The following is a 17,501-nucleotide window of genomic DNA, read 5'->3' as shown; positions in this document are numbered from 1 at the left end:
GGGATGACAGTAATGAGCAACGACAAGCTCGCGCAGCTGTCCGAGGCCGGTGTATCGATCTGGCTCGACGACCTCTCGCGTGAACGCCTCAACACCGGCAACCTCGCGGACCTGATCCGCGACAAGCACGTCGTCGGTGTCACGACCAACCCGACGATCTTCGCCAACGCGATGTCGAAGGGTGACGCCTACGACGAGCGCACGAAGGAGCTCGCCGCCCAGGGCGCCGACGTCGAGGCGACCATCCGGGACCTGACGACGACCGACGTGCGCAACGCCGCCGACCTGTTCCGCGACGTCTACACCGCCACGAACGGCGTCGACGGCCGTGTTTCGATCGAGGTCGACCCGCGCCTGGCCAAGGACACCGACAAGACGGTGGCCGAGGCGAAGGACCTGTGGAAGACCGTCGACCGGCCGAACGTGCTGATCAAGATCCCGGCCACCGAAGAGGGCCTGCCGGCGATCACCGCGACGCTGGCCGAGGGCATCAGCGTCAACGTCACGCTGATCTTCTCCGTCGAGCGCTACAAGAAGGTCATCGAGGCCTACTTCGCCGGTCTCGAGCAGGCGAAGGCCAACGGCCACGACCTGCGCGGCATCCACTCGGTCGCGTCGTTCTTCGTCTCCCGCGTGGACACCGAGATCGACAAGCGCCTGGACGCCATCGGCACCGACGAGGCCAAGGCCCTGCGCGGCAAGGCGGCCGTCGCCAACGCGCGGCTCGCCTACGCGGCCTTCGAGGAGCTCTTCGCGACCGACCGCTGGAAGGCCCTCGCGGCCGACGGCGCCCACGCGCAGCGCCCGCTGTGGGCCTCGACCGGCGTGAAGAACCCGGACTACTCGCCGACGCTCTACGTCGACGACCTGGTCGTCAAGGACACCGTCAACACCATGCCGGAGAAGACCCTGGACGCGGTCGCGGAGCATGCTGACCTCAAGGGCGACCGGGTCACCGGGCACGGCAAGGACGCGCAGCAGGTCTTCGACCAGCTCGAGGCGGTCGGCATCGACATCACCGACGTCTTCCTGGTGCTGGAGAACGAGGGCGTCGAGAAGTTCGAGAAGTCGTGGACCGAGCTTCTGGACACCGTGAACGGGCAGCTCGAGAAGGCGAAGGGCTGAAGCACGACATGACGACAGGTGAGAAGACCGGCGTCGAGATCGTGGACGCCGCACTGGCGGAGCGCGCCGCCCCGCTGGCCGACCGGCTGGTCGCCGACCAGGCCGCGTCGAAGCTGGCGGCGAAGGACGCGACGCTCTGGGGGCCGGAGGCCGAACCCGAGGCGTCGATCCGGCTGTCGTGGACGACGCTGCACAAGTCGTCGCGGCCGCTGATCGGCGAGATCGAGGCGCTGCGGACCGAGCTGCGCAGTGAGGGCGTCGACCGCGTCGTGCTGGCCGGCATGGGCGGCTCGTCGCTCGCGCCGGAAGTGATCACCGCGACCGACGGCGTCCCGCTGACCGTTCTCGACACGACCGACCCCGGCCAGGTCGCCGACGCGCTCGCCGGCGACCTCGACCGCACGGTCATCGTGGTGTCGTCGAAGTCGGGCGGCACCGTCGAAACCGACAGCCACCGGCGGATCTTCGCGAAGGCGTTCGCCGACGCGGGGATCGACGCGGCGCGGCGGATCGTGGTCGTCACCGACCCGGGCTCGCCGTTTCAGGAACTGTCCGAAAAGGAGGGCTACCGCAAGGTCTTCCTCGCCGACCCGCACGTCGGCGGCCGCTACTCGGCGCTGACCGCGTTCGGGCTCGTCCCGGCCGGCCTGGCCGGCGCGGACGTCGCCCGCCTGCTCGACCAGGCCGCTTCGGTGGCCGAAGAGCTCGCCGCGGACTCGGCCGACAACCCGGCGGTCAAACTGGCCGCCGCCTGGGCCGCGGCGCACGAAGCGGGCGCGGAGAAGGTCGTGCTGGCCGACTCCGGCTCCGGCATCAAGGGCTTCCCGGACTGGGCCGAGCAGCTGATCGCGGAGTCCACCGGCAAGCAGGGCACCGGGCTGCTGCCCGTCGCGGTCGAAAGCCCGGCCGCGCCCGGCTTCGACGACGCGAAGGCGGACGCCACGGCGGTCGCGGTCGGGAGCCCGCAGGGAGCGGCGAAGATCGCCGTCACCGGCTCGCTCGGCGCGCAGTTCCTGCTGTGGGAGTTCGCCACGGCACTGGCCGGCCGGCTGCTCGGGATCAACCCGTTCGACCAGCCCGACGTCGAAACCGCGAAGAAGGCGGCCCGTGCGCTGCTGGACGACCCGGAGAAGCTGAAGGGCGGCGAAACGGCGTCCACTGTGGACGGACCGGTCGAGATCTTCGGCAGCGACGGGGTTTCCACCGAAGGCAGCCTCACCGACGTGCTGCGCGCGTTCTTCGCTTCGGCGCCGGACGCGGGCTACCTCGCCGTGCAGGCCTACCTCGACCGCCTCGACGACGCCTCGACCGAGCTGCTGCGCGGCGAGATCGCCAAGGCCACCGGGAAGCAGACGACGTTCGGCTGGGGACCGCGGTTCCTGCACTCCACCGGGCAGTACCACAAGGGCGGGCACCAGAACGGCGTGTTCCTGCAGCTCACCGGCGTCGTCGAGCAGGACCTCGACGTGCCGGACCGGCCCTACACGCTGGGTCAGCTGCAGCACGCGCAGGCACTGGGCGACGGGCAGGTGCTCGCCGAGCACGGCCGCCCGGTGCTGCGCCTGCACCTGACCGACCGGGCCGCCGGGCTCGCGGCGGTCGTCCGCGCGGTACAGGAGGTCGGCGCATGACCTGGAGCAACCCCCTTCGCGATGAGCGGGACAAGCGGCTCCCGCGCATCGCCGGGCCGTCCAGCCTGGTGATCTTCGGGGTCACCGGCGACCTGGCCCGCAAGAAGCTGATGCCCGCCATCTACGACCTGGCCAACCGCGGGCTGCTGCCCGCCGGCTTCTCGCTCGTCGGGTTCGCCCGGCGCGACTGGGAGCACCAGGACTTCGGCGAGCTCGTGCACGACTCGGTCAAAGAGCACGCGCGGACGCCGTTCAAGGAGTCGGTGTGGAACCGGCTCGCCGAAGGCATCCGGTTCGTGCAGGGCACCTTCGACGACGACGACGCCTTCGACCGGCTCGCGCAGACGGTCAAGGACCTCGACAAGGAACGCGGCACGGGCGGCAACACCGCGTTCTACCTGTCGATCCCGCCCGGCGCCTTCCCGGTGGTGACCAAGCAGCTGGCCCGCTCCGGGCTGGCGAACGCCGACGAGAAGACGTGGCGGCGCGTGGTCATCGAGAAGCCCTTCGGGCACGACCTGAAGAGCGCCGAAGAGCTGAACGCGATCGTCAACGACGTCTTCCCCGAGGAGTCGGTGTTCCGCATCGACCACTACCTCGGCAAGGAGACGGTGCAGAACATCCTGGCGCTGCGCTTCGCCAACCAGCTGTTCGAGCCGATCTGGAACGCCAACTACGTCGACCACGTGCAGATCACCATGGCCGAGGACATCGGCCTCGGCGGCCGCGCGGGGTACTACGACGGCATCGGCGCCGCCCGGGACGTCATCCAGAACCACCTGCTGCAGCTGCTGGCCTTCACCGCGATGGAGGAGCCGCTGTCGTTCGACCCGCGAGCCCTGCGCGCGGAGAAGATCAAGGTGCTCTCGGGCACCAAGCCGCTCGGGCCGCTGAACAAGACCACCGCGCGCGGCCAGTACGCGGGCGGCTGGCAGGGCGGCACGAAGGTGCCCGGCCTGCTGCAGGAAGAGGGCTTCGCGAAGGACTCGAAGACCGAGACCTACGCCGCGGTGACCCTCGAGGTGCAGAGCCGCCGCTGGGCCGGGGTGCCGTTCTACCTGCGCACCGGCAAGCGGCTCGGCCGCCGCGTCACCGAGATCGCCATCGTGTTCAAGCGGGCGCCGCACCTGCCGTTCGACTCGACGTCGACCGAGGAGCTGGGGCAGAACGCCCTGGTCATCCGGGTCCAGCCGGACGAGGGCATCACGCTGCGGTTCGGCTCGAAGGTGCCGGGGACCACGATGGAGGTCCGCGACGTCACGATGGACTTCGGTTACGGGCACGCGTTCACCGAGTCCTCCCCCGAGGCCTACGAGCGCCTGATCCTCGACGTCCTGCTGGGCGAGCCGTCGCTGTTCCCGGTGAACGAAGAGGTCGAGCTGTCCTGGAAGATCCTGGACCCGATCCTCGAGCACTGGGCCAAGGAAGGGTCGCCGGAGCAGTACCCGCCGGGTACCTGGGGCCCGCCGTCCGCCGACGAAATGCTGGAGCGCACCGGCCGGAAATGGAGGCGCCCGTGATCATCGACCTGCCGTCCACCACGACTTCGGCGTTGAACAAGAAGCTGGTGGAGATCCGCGAACAGGGCGGGCAAGTCGCGCTCGGGCGGGTGCTGACGCTGGTCATCGTGGCCGACGACGACGCCAGGCTCGAAGAGGCCATCGAGGCGGCCAACGGCGCGAGCCGCGAACACCCGTCGCGGGTGATCGTGGTGGCCAAGGGCGCCCGCACGGCGGCCCCGCGCATCGACGGCCAGATCCGCGTCGGCGGCGACGCCGGCGCGAGCGAGGTCATCGTGCTGCGGCTCTACGGGCCGCTGGCCGCGCAGGGCCAGAGCGCGGTGGTGCCGCTGCTGCTGCCGGACGCGCCGATCGTCTGCTGGTGGCCGGGTGCCGGTCCGAAGGACCCGGCGAACGACCCGCTGGGCCAGCTGGCGCAGCGCCGGATCACCGACTCCGCCGCGGAGAAGAGCCCGGTCCGGGCCCTGCTGACGCGCGCGAAGGCGTACACCGCGGGCGACACCGATCTGGCGTGGACCCGGCTGACCCGCTGGCGGGCGCAGCTGGTGTCGGCGCTGGACCTGCCGCCGTTCGAGAAGATCACCGGCGCGACGGTGACCGGCGAGGCCGACTCGCCGTCCACCGAGCTGCTGGCCGGCTGGCTGGCGGAGTACCTGAAGGCGCCGGTGAAGCGGGTGAAGAGCGCGGGTGCCGCCGGGATCATCTCGGTGACGCTGGACCGCCGGTCCGGCCCGGTGGAGCTGCACCGCCCGGACGGCCGCGTCGGCACGCTGACCCAGCCGGGCCAGCCGACCCGCCGCATCGCGCTGCAGCGCCGCAACAACCAGGACTGCCTGATCGAGGAGCTCCGCCGGCTCGACCCGGACGAGATCTACGAGGCCGCCCTGCACGGCCTCGGCAAGATCGCGCCGGGCACGAACGGCAAGACGGGGGCCCCGCCGAAGGCCGACGTCACCTCGCCCGCCGCCGCCGCGGCGGCCGGTGCCAAGAAATGAGCAAGACGGAAGTAGTCGTCTACGCGAACCAGGACATCCTGGCGGCCGCCGCGGCCGCCAGGCTGGTCACGCGGCTGGTCGACGTCCAGGCGGCCAAGGGCACGGCGTCGCTCGTGCTGACCGGCGGCGGCACGGGCATCGCGGTGCTCTCGGAGCTGCAGGCTTCCTCGGCCCGTGACGCGATCGACTGGTCCCGCCTGGACATCTACTGGGGTGACGAGCGGTTCGTCCCGGCGGATTCGGACGAGCGGAACGAGAAGCAGGCCCGCGAGGCCCTGCTGGACCACGTCCCGCTGGACCCGAAGCGCGTCCACGCGATCGCCCCGTCGGACGGCGAGTTCGGCGACGACCCGGACGCGGCGGCGGCGTCCTACGCGTCGGTGCTGGCGGACAACGCGGGCCCGGAGGACCACGGCGACGTCCCGACGTTCGACATCATGCTCCTGGGCCTCGGCGGCGAGGGCCACACGGCATCGGTGTTCCCGGAGTCGCCGGCGGTGTACGAGACCGAGCGTTCGGTGGTGGCGGTGCGCAACTGCCCGAAGCCGCCGCCCACGCGGGTTTCGCTGACCCTGCCGGCCATCCGCCGGGCCCGCGACGTGTGGCTGCTGACGGCGGGCGAGGCGAAGGCGGACGCGGTGGCGCTGGCGCTGTCGGGGGCGGGCGAGGTCCAGCTGCCGGTGGCGGGGGCCCGAGGGCACCGGCGCACGCTGTGGCTGCTGGACCGCGCCGCGGCGGGCAAGCTGACGAAGGTTTACCAACCGCCCACGGCTTAGCTTCCGGTGGTTCGTGAAGGCCGCCTTGAGGAACTTCAGGTTCCTCAAGGCGGTCTTCACCGCTTTCGGCCCACGGAACCCAGGCCGCGGCGGTCGGCGCCTGCTCGGCGGCGGTCCGAGCCCGTCTGGAGGACCGCGGCTGAGCCAGCCACCCGAGACGGCCGCGCTCGACCAGGCCTTGCGCGGGCGTCGCCGAACCAGTGCCCAGAGGTCCGGAGCCGCCTGGAAGACCGCGGCGGACTTCGCGTTCCTCAAGGTGGCCTTTCACCGCTTTCCGGGCTCTTCCGTGCGCCAGCCGCGCGCCAGGCAGCCGAAGATCTCCTCCGCCGCCGCGCGCGGGTCCTCGTGGGCCGTGATCAAGTCGCGGGACGCCAGAGCGAACCTCGCCAGCGCCGCCGCCCGTACGTCGCCCGGTGGGGCGCCCGACTCCTGCGCGATCGCCCGTGCCAGTGCCGTCTCGTGGCGCATCCACATGCGCCTGCCGTACTCGCGCAGGGCCGGGGTGCTCTCGATCAGGCGCAGGAACTCCTCGTCCGGGCCGCCGTCGGAGACGTCGCGGAGGATGTGCGATTGCAGGGCTTCCACGATCGGGCTGCCCGGCGGGCGGTCGTGGACCGCGGCGACCAGGGCCGCCTCGATGTCGTCGTCCTGGTCGAACAGCAGGGCTTCCTTGCTGGGGAAGTACTTGAACAACGTCGTCACCGAGACGTCGGCGGCGTCCGCGACCTCCTTCACCCCGACCTCGTCGTAGCCGCGTTCGAGGAACAGCTTCAGCGCGGCGTCGGCCAGGGCCTGCCGCGTCTGCGCCTTCTTGCGCTCGCGGCGCCCGATCACTTCGGTCATGCACCCCAGCCTACGTGATGGTGAACTCACTTCAAAAGTTGAGTCGTTGCACTTTTAGAGTCACTGTGCTTTTCTTGGTTCAGGCCGCCGGATCAGCCCGGGGCCCTGAACTCCCAGGGGGAAGTCATGAACTCCATCGCGATCGTCGGCGCCGGCCTCGGCGGCCTGGCCTGTGCCCGCGTCCTGCAGCAGCACGGCGTCGACGTCACCGTCTTCGAACAAGAAGCCTCCGCCGAGGCCCGCCCCCAGGGCGGCACGCTCGACATGCACGGCGACACCGGCCAGGTCGCCCTCCGCACCGCCGGCCTGTACGACCGGTTCCGCGAACTGGCCCGGCCCGAGGGCCAGCAGATGCGCGCCCTCGACCCGCACACCGCCGAAGTCGTCATCGACGAAACCCCCGACGACGACTTCCGCCCCGAAATCGACCGCGGCCAGCTCCGCGGCATCCTCCTGGACTCGCTCGCGCCCGGCACCGTCCGGTGGGGGCGGCCGATCACCGGCGTCACCGGCGCCCGGCTGGCCTTCGGCGACGACGAGACCCGCGACTTCGACCTCGTCGTCGGCGCGGACGGTGCGTGGTCCCGCGTCCGCCAGACTCTGACCGCCGTCCGGCCGGTGTACAGCGGGGTCACGTTCGTCGAGTTCGACCACGGCGGCGCCTCGGACCTCGCGGCCATGGCCGGCCAGGGCACCATGATGACCAAGGCCGGCGGGCGCGCCCTCTTCGCGCAGCGCACGAGCAACGGTGACGTCCGCTGCTACGCCGTGTTCTACGCCCCCGAGGACTGGCACACCGGCCTCGACTTCGCCGACACCGCCGCGGTGCGCACGCACCTGCTCGAGCGCTACGCCGGCTGGCACCCCGGCGTGCTGCGGTTCCTCGCCGACGCCGACGGCGGGTTCACCCACCGGCCGCTGCACGTCCTGCCGGTCCCCCACGCGTGGACCCACACGCCGGGCCTCACCCTGCTCGGCGACGCGGCCCACCTGATGCCGCCGCTGGGGGTCGGCGCGAACCTCGCGCTCCTCGACGGCACCGAGCTCGCCACCGCGCTGGCGACGGCGCCGAGCGTCGACGAGGCGGTCATGGCGTACGAGGCCGGGATGCTGCCGCGGTCGATCGATACCGCGAAGGCGTGCGCGAGCGGCCTCGACGACCTGCTCAACGACGACCTCCACTCGATGGCCGCCTGAAGAACTACCGCCGGACGCCCACACGTGGGTAACATGATTCCCACGATGTGGTCGTCCGGGTGCACACAGGGAAGCAGAACTCCCACTCCGAGTAGCACCCTTCCGCGACTATCCCCCATTTGGACCAAGCCGTTGCGAAATCCGGACGCCGGAGCACCGACGGCGGGTGAAACTTACCGTCTTCGTACGTGACCTCGTTAGCATCCGCACATTTGTCCGTTGCTGCGCGTCCCGATCGGGCCCTGAGCACCTCTCACCATCAAGTCCACAAGACGAATGGGGTCGCCAGCGATGAGTACAGAGGGACTCTCGATTCCAGGCATCTCGATCGCGAGCTCGGGGCCGTCGGCCGCCGAGCGGGTGCGGAAGCGGGGGCTGAGCGTGTTCGGCTCGGTCCCCCGGCCCGCCGTCGTCACGTTCGCCATCGAGGCGGCCGCCGTCATCCTGGCGGTGCTCGACGTCTGGCTGGTGATCCCCGAGAAGGCCCAGCCCTATTCGATCTGGCTCTCCGGCGCGGCCTGCCTCGCGGTGGTGTTCCGGCGGAAGTTCCCGTTCCTCGCCGTGCTCGTCGCCGTACCCGGCTTCCTGGCCGGGTGGGCGCAGCTGGCGTCGATGATCACGCTCGGCATGCTCGCCACCCGCCGCCAGTTGCACTGGCAGGTCTGGGTCGGCGCCGCGCTGGTGTGGATCTGCCGGTTCGTGCAGTGGCCGCTGGAGGACTTCGCCGAGCTCAGCTGGCGCGAGCACATCCTCGACGGCATCTACGGCGTGCTCGTCGCGGGCATGCCGATCGCGATCGGCCTCCTCATCGGGGCGCGGGCCGAGGTCGCGAACAAGCTCGCCGAGCTGGCCACGAGCCGCGACCGCGAGCGCCGCTTCCACGCCGACGCCGTCCGCGCCGAAGAGCGCGCCCGGCTGGCCCGCGAGATGCACGACGTCGTGTCCCACCAGATCACGCTGATCGCGATGCAGGCCGGCGCGCTGCAGGCCCAGACCACCGACGACCGGGCGCAGGAGACCGCGCAGGTCATCCGGACGCTGTCGAAGCGGACGCTGGAGGAGCTGCGGTCCCTGCTGAGCGTGCTGCGCGCGGGCGCCGACGACGACGGCCCGCGTCCGGGGATCAACGACCTCGACCGGCTGATCCGGACGTCGGAGGTCCCGGTGCACCTGTCCGTGGAGCACCTGCCGGAAGCCCTGCCGAACCAGGTCTCGGCGGCGGCCTACCGGACCGTCCAGGAGTGCTTGACGAACGTCCACAAGCACGCCCCGGGCGCGACGGCGACCATCCGCATCCAAGGAGAGCACGGCGCGCTCAAGATCGAGGTCCGCAACGAGCGGGCGAGCCGCCCCGGCGAATCACTCCCCTCGGGCGGCCACGGCCTGACCGGGCTCGCCGAGCGGGCCCGCCTGCTGGGCGGGAGCTTCGAGACGTCGAAGTCGAAGGACGGCGGCTTCCGGGTGCGGGCCCGGTACCCGCTGGACCGCTGACACCGCGCTGAGCAGCCCCCGATTTCCAGGCTAGCCGTGGGGGCCGACAGTTCCGGTCGCGTACGAATCGGCGCCCGGAACTGTCGGTGCTCCCCGGTAGCGTGGAAATCGGGGGCTGCTCAGGTGCGGGCGCGCGAAAAACCACCCCGAGGAGTCCCGGGGTGGTCTTGAGCCCGAACCGCTTAGAGGATTTCCCGGCGCTTGCGCAGGCGCTCGAGCGCCTCCGCCAGGATGGCCTCGCCGTCGGAGTCGCTGCGGCGCTCCTTGACGTAGGCCAGGTGCGTCTTGTAGGGCTCGGTCCGTGGGGCGGCCGGTGGGTTCTTTTCGTCCTGCCCGCCCGGAAGCCCGCAGCGCGGGCAGTCCCACTCGTCCGGGATCTCCGCGTCGAGCGCGAACGACGGCCGGGCCTCGTGGCCGTTGGCGCACCAATAACCTACCCGGCGCCGTGGCGCCGATTCACCCCGTTCCGATTCGCCCGTAGGACCGGCACCCACCCTGGTGCCCCGAATCGCGTTACCGCCAACCATGAATCCTCACACCTAGGAATCGGCGGCGCGCCCCCCTATAGGCACGCCGAATCGCGCGTTCCGCCGTCGGATCCGGTCGCGATCGCGGCGGCGAGACGCCGGACGCGTCACACCTTGAGCAGCAGACCCAAGCCCACGATGCTGATCAGCCAGACCGCGCCCAGCAGCAGGGTGATCCGGTCGAGGTTCTTCTCGGCCACGCTCGACCCGGCCAGGCTCGACTGCATCCCGCCGCCGAACAGCGACGACAGGCCACCGCCCCGGCCGCGGTGCAGCAGCACAGCGACCACCAGCAGGACGCTGGAGACGATCAACAGGATTTGCAGGAACAGCTTCATGTCATCCTCTGGGCTCTAGGAGAATGCAGGGGTACGGCATGGTCGTTTCCGACCTCAACCGTACCCCTGGACTCGTCCACTGCTGTGTGACGGACCGGATACACAGGTTACCCGGTCGTGGCCTCGATCAGGGCAGCGGCCCGCCCGCGGCGAGTGCGCAGAGTTTCGTGAACTCCTCACCGTCGAGGCTCGCTCCGCCGACCAGGGCACCGTCGATGTTCTCGCAGCCCACCAGCTCGCTGATGTTGCCCGACTTCACCGATCCCCCGTAGAGCACCCGGACGGACGAAGCGACGTCGTCGCCGTACTTCTCCTGGAGGGTCCCCCGGATGGCTTTGCAGACCTCTTCGGCGTCGGCCGACGACGCGACCTTGCCGGTGCCGATCGCCCAGACCGGCTCGTACGCGACGACCACGCCGGAGACCTGCTCGGCCTTGAGGCCCTTCAGGCCCTCGATCAGCTGCGTCGTGGTGTGGTGGATGTGCTCGCCGGCCTCGCGGACCTCGAGCTTCTCCCCGATGCAGAGGATCGGCGTGATGCCGTGCTTGAGCGCGGCCTTGACCTTCTTGTTGACCAGCTCGTCGGTCTCGGCGTGGTATTCGCGCCGCTCCGAGTGCCCGACCGCGACGAACTTGCAGCCCAGCTTCGCCAGCATCAGGCCCGAGATGTCACCGGTGTAGGCACCCGAGTCCTGCGGCGCGATGTCCTGCGCGCCGTAGGTCAGCGAGAGCTTGTCGCCGTCGACCAGGGTCTGCACGCTGCGGATGTCGGTGAACGGCGGCAGCACCGCCACGTCGACCTTCGCGTAGTACTTCTCCGGTAGCGCGAAGGCGATCTTCTGGACGAGCGCGATCGCCTCGAGGTGGTTCTGGTTCATCTTCCAGTTGCCGGCGATGAACGGCTTGCGTGCCACTAGTTCTTCTCCTCCAGGGCCACGACGCCCGGCAGTTCCTTGCCCTCGAGGTACTCCAGCGAGGCACCGCCGCCGGTGGAGATGTGCGAGAAGCCGTCTTCGGGCAGGCCCAGCTGCCGCACCGCGGCGGCCGAGTCGCCGCCGCCGACCACGGTGAACGCGTCGCTCTTCACGAGGGCTTCCGCGACGGCACGGGTGCCGCCCGAGAACGCCTCGAACTCGAACACGCCCATCGGGCCGTTCCAGAACACGGTCTTGGCGTCGGCCAGCTTGCCGGCGAACAGCTCCCGGCTCGCCGGGCCGATGTCGAGGCCCTGGCGGTCGGCCGGGATGGCGGTGGCCGCGACGACCTCGTGCTCGGCGTCGGCCGAGAACTCCGTCGCGGCGAGCACGTCGACCGGCAGGACCAGTTCGACGCCGCGCTTTTCGGCCTCGGCGAGGAAGCCCTTCACCTGGTCGAGCTGGTCGGCCTGCAGCAGCGACTGGCCGACCTCGTGGCCCTGGGCCTTGAGGAAGGTGTACGCCATGCCGCCGCCGATGAGCAGCCGGTCGACCTTGGTCAGCAGGTTCGCGATGACGCCGAGCTTGTCGGACACCTTCGCGCCGCCGAGCACGACCACGTAGGGCCGCTGCACGTCGTCGGTCAGCTTCTTCAGCACGTCCAGCTCGGCCAGCACGAGGCCGCCCGCGTACGCCGGGAGCACCGAGGCGACCTCGTAGACCGAGGCCTGCTTGCGGTGCACGACGCCGAAGCCGTCGGAGACGAACGCGCCACCGGGCACGAGCGCGCCCAGCTCGGCGGCCAGCTCGGAGCGGTCCACGGCGTCCTTGCTGGTCTCGCGCGCGTCGAAGCGCACGTTCTCCAGCAGGACGACGCCGCCGTCGGCCAGGCCGCCGGTCAGCGCCTTCGCGGACTCGCCGACCAGGTCACCGGCCAGCGCGACCTCGGCACCGAGCAGCTCGGAAAGCCGCTGGGCGACGGGCGCGAGGGTGTACTTCGCGTCCGGCTCGCCCTTGGGGCGGCCGAGGTGTGCGGTGACGACGACCTTCGCGCCGGCGTCGGCGAGCTTCTCGATCGTCGGCAGCGCGGCGCGGACCCGGCCGTCGTCGGTGATGCGGGACCCGTCGAGCGGGACGTTCAGGTCGGACCGCACGAGTACGTACCGGCCCTGAACGCCCTCGCCCAGCAGGTCGTCGAGGTTCTTGACGGTCATCCGGCTCAGAGCTTCGAGCCGACGAGCTTGATCAGGTCCGCGAGGCGGTTGGAGTAGCCCCACTCGTTGTCGTACCAGCCGACGACCTTGACCTGGTTGCCGATGACCTTGGTCAGCGGCGAGTCGTAGATGCAGGACGCCGGGTCGGTGACGATGTCCGAGGACACGATCGGGTCGACCGAGTAGCGCAGGATGCCGGCGAGGGGGCCCTCGGCGGCGGCCTTGTAGGCGGCGTTGATCTCCTCGACGGTGGCGGCCTTCTTCAGGGTCACCGTGAGGTCGGTCGCCGAGCCTGTCGGCACCGGGACGCGCAGCGCGTAGCCGTCCAGCTTGCCGAGCAGCTCCGGCAGCACGAGGCCGATCGCCTTGGCGGCACCGGTCGAGGCCGGGACGACGTTCAGGGCGGCGGCGCGGGCGCGGCGGAGGTCCTTGTGCGGGCCGTCCTGCAGGTTCTGGTCCTGCGTGTACGCGTGGATCGTGGTCATCAGGCCCTGCTCGATGCCGAAGGCGTCGTTGAGGACCTTGGCCAGCGGGCCGAGGCAGTTGGTGGTGCACGAGGCGTTGGAGATGATGTTCTGCGAGCCGTCGTACTTCTCGTCGTTGACGCCGAGGACGACGGTCAGGTCCTCGCCCTTGGCGGGCGCGGAGATGATGACCTTCTTGGCACCACCGGCGATGTGCGCCTTGGCGGCGTCGGCGTTGGTGAAGAAGCCGGTCGACTCGACCACGACGTCCACGCCCAGGTCGCCCCAGGGCAGGTTGGCCGGGTCGCGCTCGGCGAGGGCCTTGATGGTCTTGCCGTCCACGACGATGCCCTCGTCGCTGACGCTGACCTCACCCGGGAACCGGCCCAGGATGGAGTCGTACTTCAGCAGGTGGGCCATGGTGGCGACGTCGCCGAGGTCGTTGAAGGCGACGACCTCGATGTCGTGGCCGCTGGCCTGCACGGCGCGGAAGAAGTTGCGGCCGATGCGGCCGAAGCCGTTGACACCTACGCGAACGGTCACTGCTGCCACTCCTCTGAGGATCGGCCGGGAGTCCCGGCCGTGACTTGCGGGCTCGCGGCAACCCTAGCGTGCGGGCATGCGCGTCCCTGACTGCCCTGACGAGACTTCCACCACTTGGCGAACGGGTCAAGAATCGATTAAGAAGGCTGGTGATTTTGCTGGACTCCGGCGGGGCGGACCACGGCGGACCGGTGAGGGTGGGCGGTCCGGGGCGCGGGACCGGTTCCGGCTGGGAGTGCGGGGTGCGGCTCCGGTCGGACGAGGGTTGGCGGTGAGGTGGTTTTGGGGGCTGTAACGATTCAGCTCGTGGTGGGTCGCGAGGGGTGTTTTCGAGCCGGGTGAGGCGGGCTCGGCGGGGTGTGTGAGGTCGGCGGCTCGACCGATCCAGCGACGGCTACCGGGGCGGGTGCACCCGGCTGGGCGGCTTTCGCCGCGACGGGTGGGACCCGCTTGTCTTCGTGGGGGGGGCATTCGCGGCGGTTGGCCAGGCGCCCGCGGTGATGAGGGGCGGGGCCCCGGCAGATTGCGCGGCAGCCGCCAGAGCGCCTGGGCGGGTAGCCGATTGCGAGGCAACCCGCGACGGGCACCACGGATGGCAGGCGCCGGCCGAGCGGCGAGCGCCAGCACCAGGCCCAAGAGCCGCACGAGGTGGCGACCAACAGGAGCCGACCAAGCCGCTAGCGCAGGCACCAGCCCCAGCGGGCGCACGGTGTGGTGGCGGGCCCCGGGTGGCGAGCGCGGGCACCAACCCCAACAGCCGCTCGGCGTGGTGGCCAGCGGGAGCCAACCAAAGCCGCAAGCGCGGGCACCAACCCCAACAGCCGCACGAGGTGCCGGCCAGCGGAAGTCGACCAAGCCGCGGGCACCAGCCCCAGCGGGCGCACGGGGTGGTGGCGAGCGCGGGCACCAGCCCGCCGCGCTATGCCGACAGCTCCCGTTCCAGCGGTGTCCGGAACCGGGGCACCGTCCGGACCTCGCCGAACCATCCCTCACAGTGCGCCGCCTCCGCCTCGACCGCCGCCGTCACTTCTCCTCCCACGTCCTCCAGCAACCGGTACGCGATCTCCCCCGACGGGCGCTGGGCCCATCCGCCCACGACCCGGCCCGAAGACCAGATCGTCGGGCCGATGTTGCCGCTGCGGTCGAACAGTGCCGCTCGGTGCGGGCCCAGGAACCAGTCCCGCTCCTGCCAGCCCATCGGCGTCGGGTCCAGGGCCGGCAAGAACGCCACCCACGGTGGCGGCGAAGGCACCGGCTCCAGGTCGTCCGGCAGCGCGATCCCCGTGGCTCCCTCGAGGTCCACCTCCACCGGCGACAACCCGGCCAGTGCCTTCTTCGTCTGCCCCGCCGTCCAGCCCGTCCACCACCTCAGGTCGGTGATCGGGGCCGGGCCGTACGCCTGCAGCCAGCGGCGGGCCAGCTCGGTGCGCGCCTCCTCCGCGTCCCACGCGCGCAGCCCGGGCGCCCAGGAATCCATCGGGTGCCAGACGTACTGCGTGCTGATCCAGCTCCCCCGCGGCCGCCCGCGCACGATGCGGCCGGCCGCTGCCAGCAGGAACAACACGCGGCTCGTCACGTTGCCGATCGCTTCGTACGGCTTGCCCGCCGCCATCAGCAGCTGCTGGCGCAGCCGGGGCTCGTCCTCGCTCAGCTGCTGCGCCGTCGCCGAGCCACGCGCGCGCAGTGCCTCCTCCACCGAAGCCTCGACCGAAGCCAGCCACTTCCCCGGCTCCGGCACGTTTTCCGGGTGGCCCTGCTGCCCGAGGTGCTGCTCCAACAACTTCCGCTGCTTGACCTCGATGTCCGCGGTGCACGCGGCCTGCACGAGCGCCGCCGTCTCGAGGTCCGTCACGAACACCGTGCGGCGCATGCCGAGCAGCCGCAGCAGCGTCCGGTCGGTGTACAACGCCTGCTCCACCAGGGAAATCGCCGGGGACGCGAGCCTCGCGCACGCCGACAGGTGGACGGTCGCCGGGTCGGTCGCGTGCAGGGCGACGATCCCCGTCACCGCCTCCGCCACCGTGGGGGCGGGCGTGGCGAGGTGGTGGCGGGTCCCCAGGCGGGCCCGGCGCTGTTCGGTGCTGATCTTCGGAGGCACCCGCTCTTCCTACCAGCGCGCACCGACAAAAACGTCTGGTCACCCCCACGACCAGGGGGATAGCCTCGCGCCATGGTCTCCGGTGCGCACTTGGCGGCGTTCGCCGCGCTGACGTTCCTCATGGTCGTGGTCCCCGGGCCGAGCGTGCTGTTCACCATCAGCCGCGCGCTCACCGTCGGGCGCCGCGACGCGCTGCTGACCGTCCTGGGCAACTCCGTGGGCGTGTACACGCAGGTCGTCGCCGTCGCGTTCGGGCTCGGCGCGCTCGTGACGACGTCCGCCGCGGTCTTCACCGGGATCAAGATCGCCGGTGCGGTCTACCTCGTCTACCTGGGGATCCAGGCCGTCCGGCACCGCCGCAAGCTGTCCGACGCGATGGCCGCGAAGGTGCGCGCCACCCCCGGGCGCGTCCTCACCGTCCTGCGCGACGGCTTCGTCGTCGGCTTCGCGAACCCGAAGTCGATCGTGTTCCTGGCGGCGCTGCTCCCCCAGTTCGTCGACCCCGCGGCCGGGTACGTGCCCGCGCAGATGCTGGTCCTCGGGCTCTGCCTGCCGGCGATCGCGCTGGCCACCGACAGCGCGTGGGCGCTGGTCGCCGGCACCGCGCGCGCCTGGTTCGCCCGCTCGCCGCGGCGGCTGGAGGCCGTCGGCGGCACCGGCGGCCTCGTCATGATCGGTCTCGGCACCGGGCTGGCGTTCACCGGCCGGGGTGACTGAGCACCAAGTCCAGCAACCCCGGGAAGGCCGCGTCGAATTCGGGACGCCGCAAGCGGTTCAGCCGCCGCGGCCCGTCGTCGCGCTGCTCGATCAGGCCCGCCGCGCGCAGCACCGCGAAGTGGTGGCTGCGGGTCGCCTTCGCCACCGGCAGGTCGAACGTGCCGCACGCCTTCGTCCACTCCGGCACGGCCGCCAGCTCGCGCAGGATGCTGCGGCGCACCGGATCGGCGACCGCGGCCAGCGCCTCCTGCAGCGAAACCTCCGCCGGGGGCGCGTGCGAGAGCCCCCGGGCCCGGGCCGTGCTCACCGGATCGCCTCCGCCAGGCCCGGCCACCACTCCCGCGGCAGGCCGTCGAGCGGGACGACGACCTGGTCCGCCCCCGCGGCCCGGAACTCCCGCAGCCGCGCCACGACGGCGTCGAAGTCGCCCCACACGGTGATGCCGTCGACCAGCCGGTCCGACAGCTCCGAGATATCGGTGTCGGAGAACCCCATCCGCCGGAGGTTGGCCGCGTAGCCCGGCATCCCGGCCAGGAACTTCAGCGACCCGCCCCGGACGGTCTCGCGCACGGCGGCGACGTCGGTCTCCGCCACCACGTTCAGCAGCACCGACAGCTGCGGGCCCGCGCCGAGGATCTCCCGCGCCGAAGCGACGTAGTCCGTCGTCACCAGGTACGGGTACGCGCCCGAAGCGCGGTCTCGCGCCAGGCCGAGCATCCGCGGCCCGAGCGCCGAAAGGATCCGCGCGGACGGCGGCACGACGTCCTCGATCTCGTCGAGGTAGTCGTTCAGCGCCGCCAGCGGACGCGCTCCGTGCGCCCCGCCGAGGCCGACGACGAACCGGCCGGCGGGCAGGTCCGCGTACGCCGAGGCCACCGCGGCGGCCGGGACGCGGTCGACCGACAGGATCCCGCTCGCCACCTGGACCCGCGAAGTCCCGCGGACGACCCCGGCGATGCGCGGCAGGTTGTTGCCCTGCCCGCCGGCCAGCCACAGCGTGGCGTAGCCCAGTTCCTCCAGCTCGGCCGCGGTCGCCACGGCGGCGTCGGTGTCCAGTGCGGTGTGGGTGGCCCCCAGCGGCCCCAGCTTCGTCATGCGCGGGGGAACCA

17 protein-coding genes are annotated in these 17,501 nt (G+C 71.3%); 8 read left to right on the top strand and 9 right to left on the bottom strand.

The window, feature by feature from the left end; genetic code table 11:
- Positions 1-12: 12 nt before the first annotated feature.
- The 5 genes from tal to pgl are packed head-to-tail and all read left to right on the top strand — an operon-like array spanning position 13 to position 6,047.
- Positions 13-1,125: a transaldolase gene (gene tal, locus ACLJQM_RS24055; protein ID WP_247011505.1), complete on the top strand. Its 1,113-nt coding sequence runs from the start codon at positions 13-15 to the stop codon at positions 1,123-1,125.
- A gap of 8 nt (positions 1,126-1,133) precedes the next feature.
- Entirely contained in the window at positions 1,134-2,756 is a 1,623-nt protein-coding gene (locus ACLJQM_RS24050; protein WP_247011507.1) for a glucose-6-phosphate isomerase, read from the top strand.
- Positions 2,753-4,276, top strand: a complete 1,524-nt coding sequence (gene zwf, locus ACLJQM_RS24045) for a glucose-6-phosphate dehydrogenase (protein WP_360773334.1) — start codon at positions 2,753-2,755, stop codon at positions 4,274-4,276. Before ACLJQM_RS24050 ends, zwf begins: the two co-directional genes overlap by 4 nt.
- Positions 4,273-5,271, top strand: a complete 999-nt coding sequence (gene opcA / locus ACLJQM_RS24040; protein ID WP_410632835.1) for a glucose-6-phosphate dehydrogenase assembly protein OpcA — start codon at positions 4,273-4,275, stop codon at positions 5,269-5,271. The genes zwf and opcA overlap by 4 nt, the downstream gene beginning before the upstream one ends.
- On the top strand, positions 5,268-6,047 hold the full coding sequence (gene pgl, locus ACLJQM_RS24035; RefSeq protein ID WP_247011513.1) for a 6-phosphogluconolactonase: 780 nt from the start codon (positions 5,268-5,270) through the stop codon (positions 6,045-6,047). The genes opcA and pgl overlap by 4 nt, the downstream gene beginning before the upstream one ends.
- A 264-nt stretch (positions 6,048-6,311) precedes the next feature.
- On the opposite strand, the gene ACLJQM_RS24030 is transcribed toward pgl, so the two are convergent.
- A complete protein-coding gene (locus ACLJQM_RS24030) occupies positions 6,312-6,890 on the bottom strand; it encodes a TetR/AcrR family transcriptional regulator (RefSeq protein ID WP_410632834.1) in 579 nt (192 codons plus the stop codon).
- Positions 6,891-7,016: 126 nt separating this feature from the next.
- Here ACLJQM_RS24030 and ACLJQM_RS24025 point away from each other — a divergent pair, with 126 nt between their 5' ends.
- Positions 7,017-8,087: an FAD-dependent oxidoreductase gene (locus ACLJQM_RS24025; protein WP_410632833.1), complete on the top strand. Its 1,071-nt coding sequence runs from the start codon at positions 7,017-7,019 to the stop codon at positions 8,085-8,087.
- Positions 8,088-8,378: 291 nt separating this feature from the next.
- Positions 8,379-9,578 carry a sensor histidine kinase gene (locus ACLJQM_RS24020; RefSeq protein WP_247011520.1) on the top strand — a complete coding sequence of 400 codons (1,200 nt, stop codon included), beginning with the start codon at positions 8,379-8,381 and terminating at the stop codon, positions 9,576-9,578.
- Between the two features lie 182 nt (positions 9,579-9,760).
- Here ACLJQM_RS24020 and ACLJQM_RS24015 read toward each other — a convergent pair whose 3' ends face one another.
- The 6 genes from ACLJQM_RS24015 to ACLJQM_RS23990 all read right to left on the bottom strand — a co-directional run bounded on the left by ACLJQM_RS24015 (position 9,761) and on the right by ACLJQM_RS23990 (position 15,675).
- On the bottom strand, positions 9,761-10,105 hold the full coding sequence (locus ACLJQM_RS24015) for an RNA polymerase-binding protein RbpA (RefSeq protein ID WP_247011523.1): 345 nt from the start codon (positions 10,103-10,105) through the stop codon (positions 9,761-9,763).
- A gap of 107 nt (positions 10,106-10,212) precedes the next feature.
- A complete protein-coding gene (secG, locus tag ACLJQM_RS24010; RefSeq protein ID WP_003071471.1) occupies positions 10,213-10,443 on the bottom strand; it encodes a preprotein translocase subunit SecG in 231 nt (76 codons plus the stop codon).
- Between the two features lie 127 nt (positions 10,444-10,570).
- Positions 10,571-11,356 (bottom strand): triose-phosphate isomerase, encoded by a 786-nt coding sequence (tpiA, locus tag ACLJQM_RS24005; RefSeq protein ID WP_360773346.1) that lies wholly within the window; start codon positions 11,354-11,356, stop codon positions 10,571-10,573.
- On the bottom strand, positions 11,356-12,570 hold the full coding sequence (locus ACLJQM_RS24000; RefSeq protein ID WP_410632831.1) for a phosphoglycerate kinase: 1,215 nt from the start codon (positions 12,568-12,570) through the stop codon (positions 11,356-11,358). The genes tpiA and ACLJQM_RS24000 overlap by 1 nt, the downstream gene beginning before the upstream one ends.
- A 5-nt stretch (positions 12,571-12,575) precedes the next feature.
- Complete coding sequence (gap, locus tag ACLJQM_RS23995; protein ID WP_247011529.1) at positions 12,576-13,577, bottom strand: type I glyceraldehyde-3-phosphate dehydrogenase; 1,002 nt, start codon at positions 13,575-13,577, stop codon at positions 12,576-12,578.
- 919 nt (positions 13,578-14,496) lie between these two features.
- Positions 14,497-15,675, bottom strand: coding sequence for a winged helix DNA-binding domain-containing protein (locus ACLJQM_RS23990; protein ID WP_410632830.1), 1,179 nt, complete (start codon positions 15,673-15,675; stop codon positions 14,497-14,499).
- 72 nt (positions 15,676-15,747) lie between these two features.
- Here ACLJQM_RS23990 and ACLJQM_RS23985 point away from each other — a divergent pair, with 72 nt between their 5' ends.
- A complete protein-coding gene (locus ACLJQM_RS23985) occupies positions 15,748-16,392 on the top strand; it encodes a LysE family translocator (RefSeq protein WP_410632828.1) in 645 nt (214 codons plus the stop codon).
- On the opposite strand, the gene ACLJQM_RS23980 is transcribed toward ACLJQM_RS23985, so the two are convergent.
- Positions 16,373-16,699 (bottom strand): ArsR/SmtB family transcription factor, encoded by a 327-nt coding sequence (locus ACLJQM_RS23980; protein ID WP_360773355.1) that lies wholly within the window; start codon positions 16,697-16,699, stop codon positions 16,373-16,375. The two genes, ACLJQM_RS23985 and ACLJQM_RS23980, sit on opposite strands and share 20 nt — an antisense overlap.
- Entirely contained in the window at positions 16,696-17,487 is a 792-nt protein-coding gene (locus ACLJQM_RS23975; RefSeq protein WP_410632827.1) for a TIGR03620 family F420-dependent LLM class oxidoreductase, read from the bottom strand. Before ACLJQM_RS23975 ends, ACLJQM_RS23980 begins: the two co-directional genes overlap by 4 nt.
- Positions 17,488-17,501: the final 14 nt, after the last annotated feature.

The organism is Amycolatopsis sp. cmx-4-83, assembly GCF_046548815.1.
In the GTDB taxonomy this organism is placed as follows: domain Bacteria; phylum Actinomycetota; class Actinomycetes; order Mycobacteriales; family Pseudonocardiaceae; genus Amycolatopsis; species Amycolatopsis pretoriensis_A.
The sequence above is the reverse complement of the archived record's forward strand: the minus strand, read 5'-3'. Positions and strand labels throughout refer to the sequence as shown.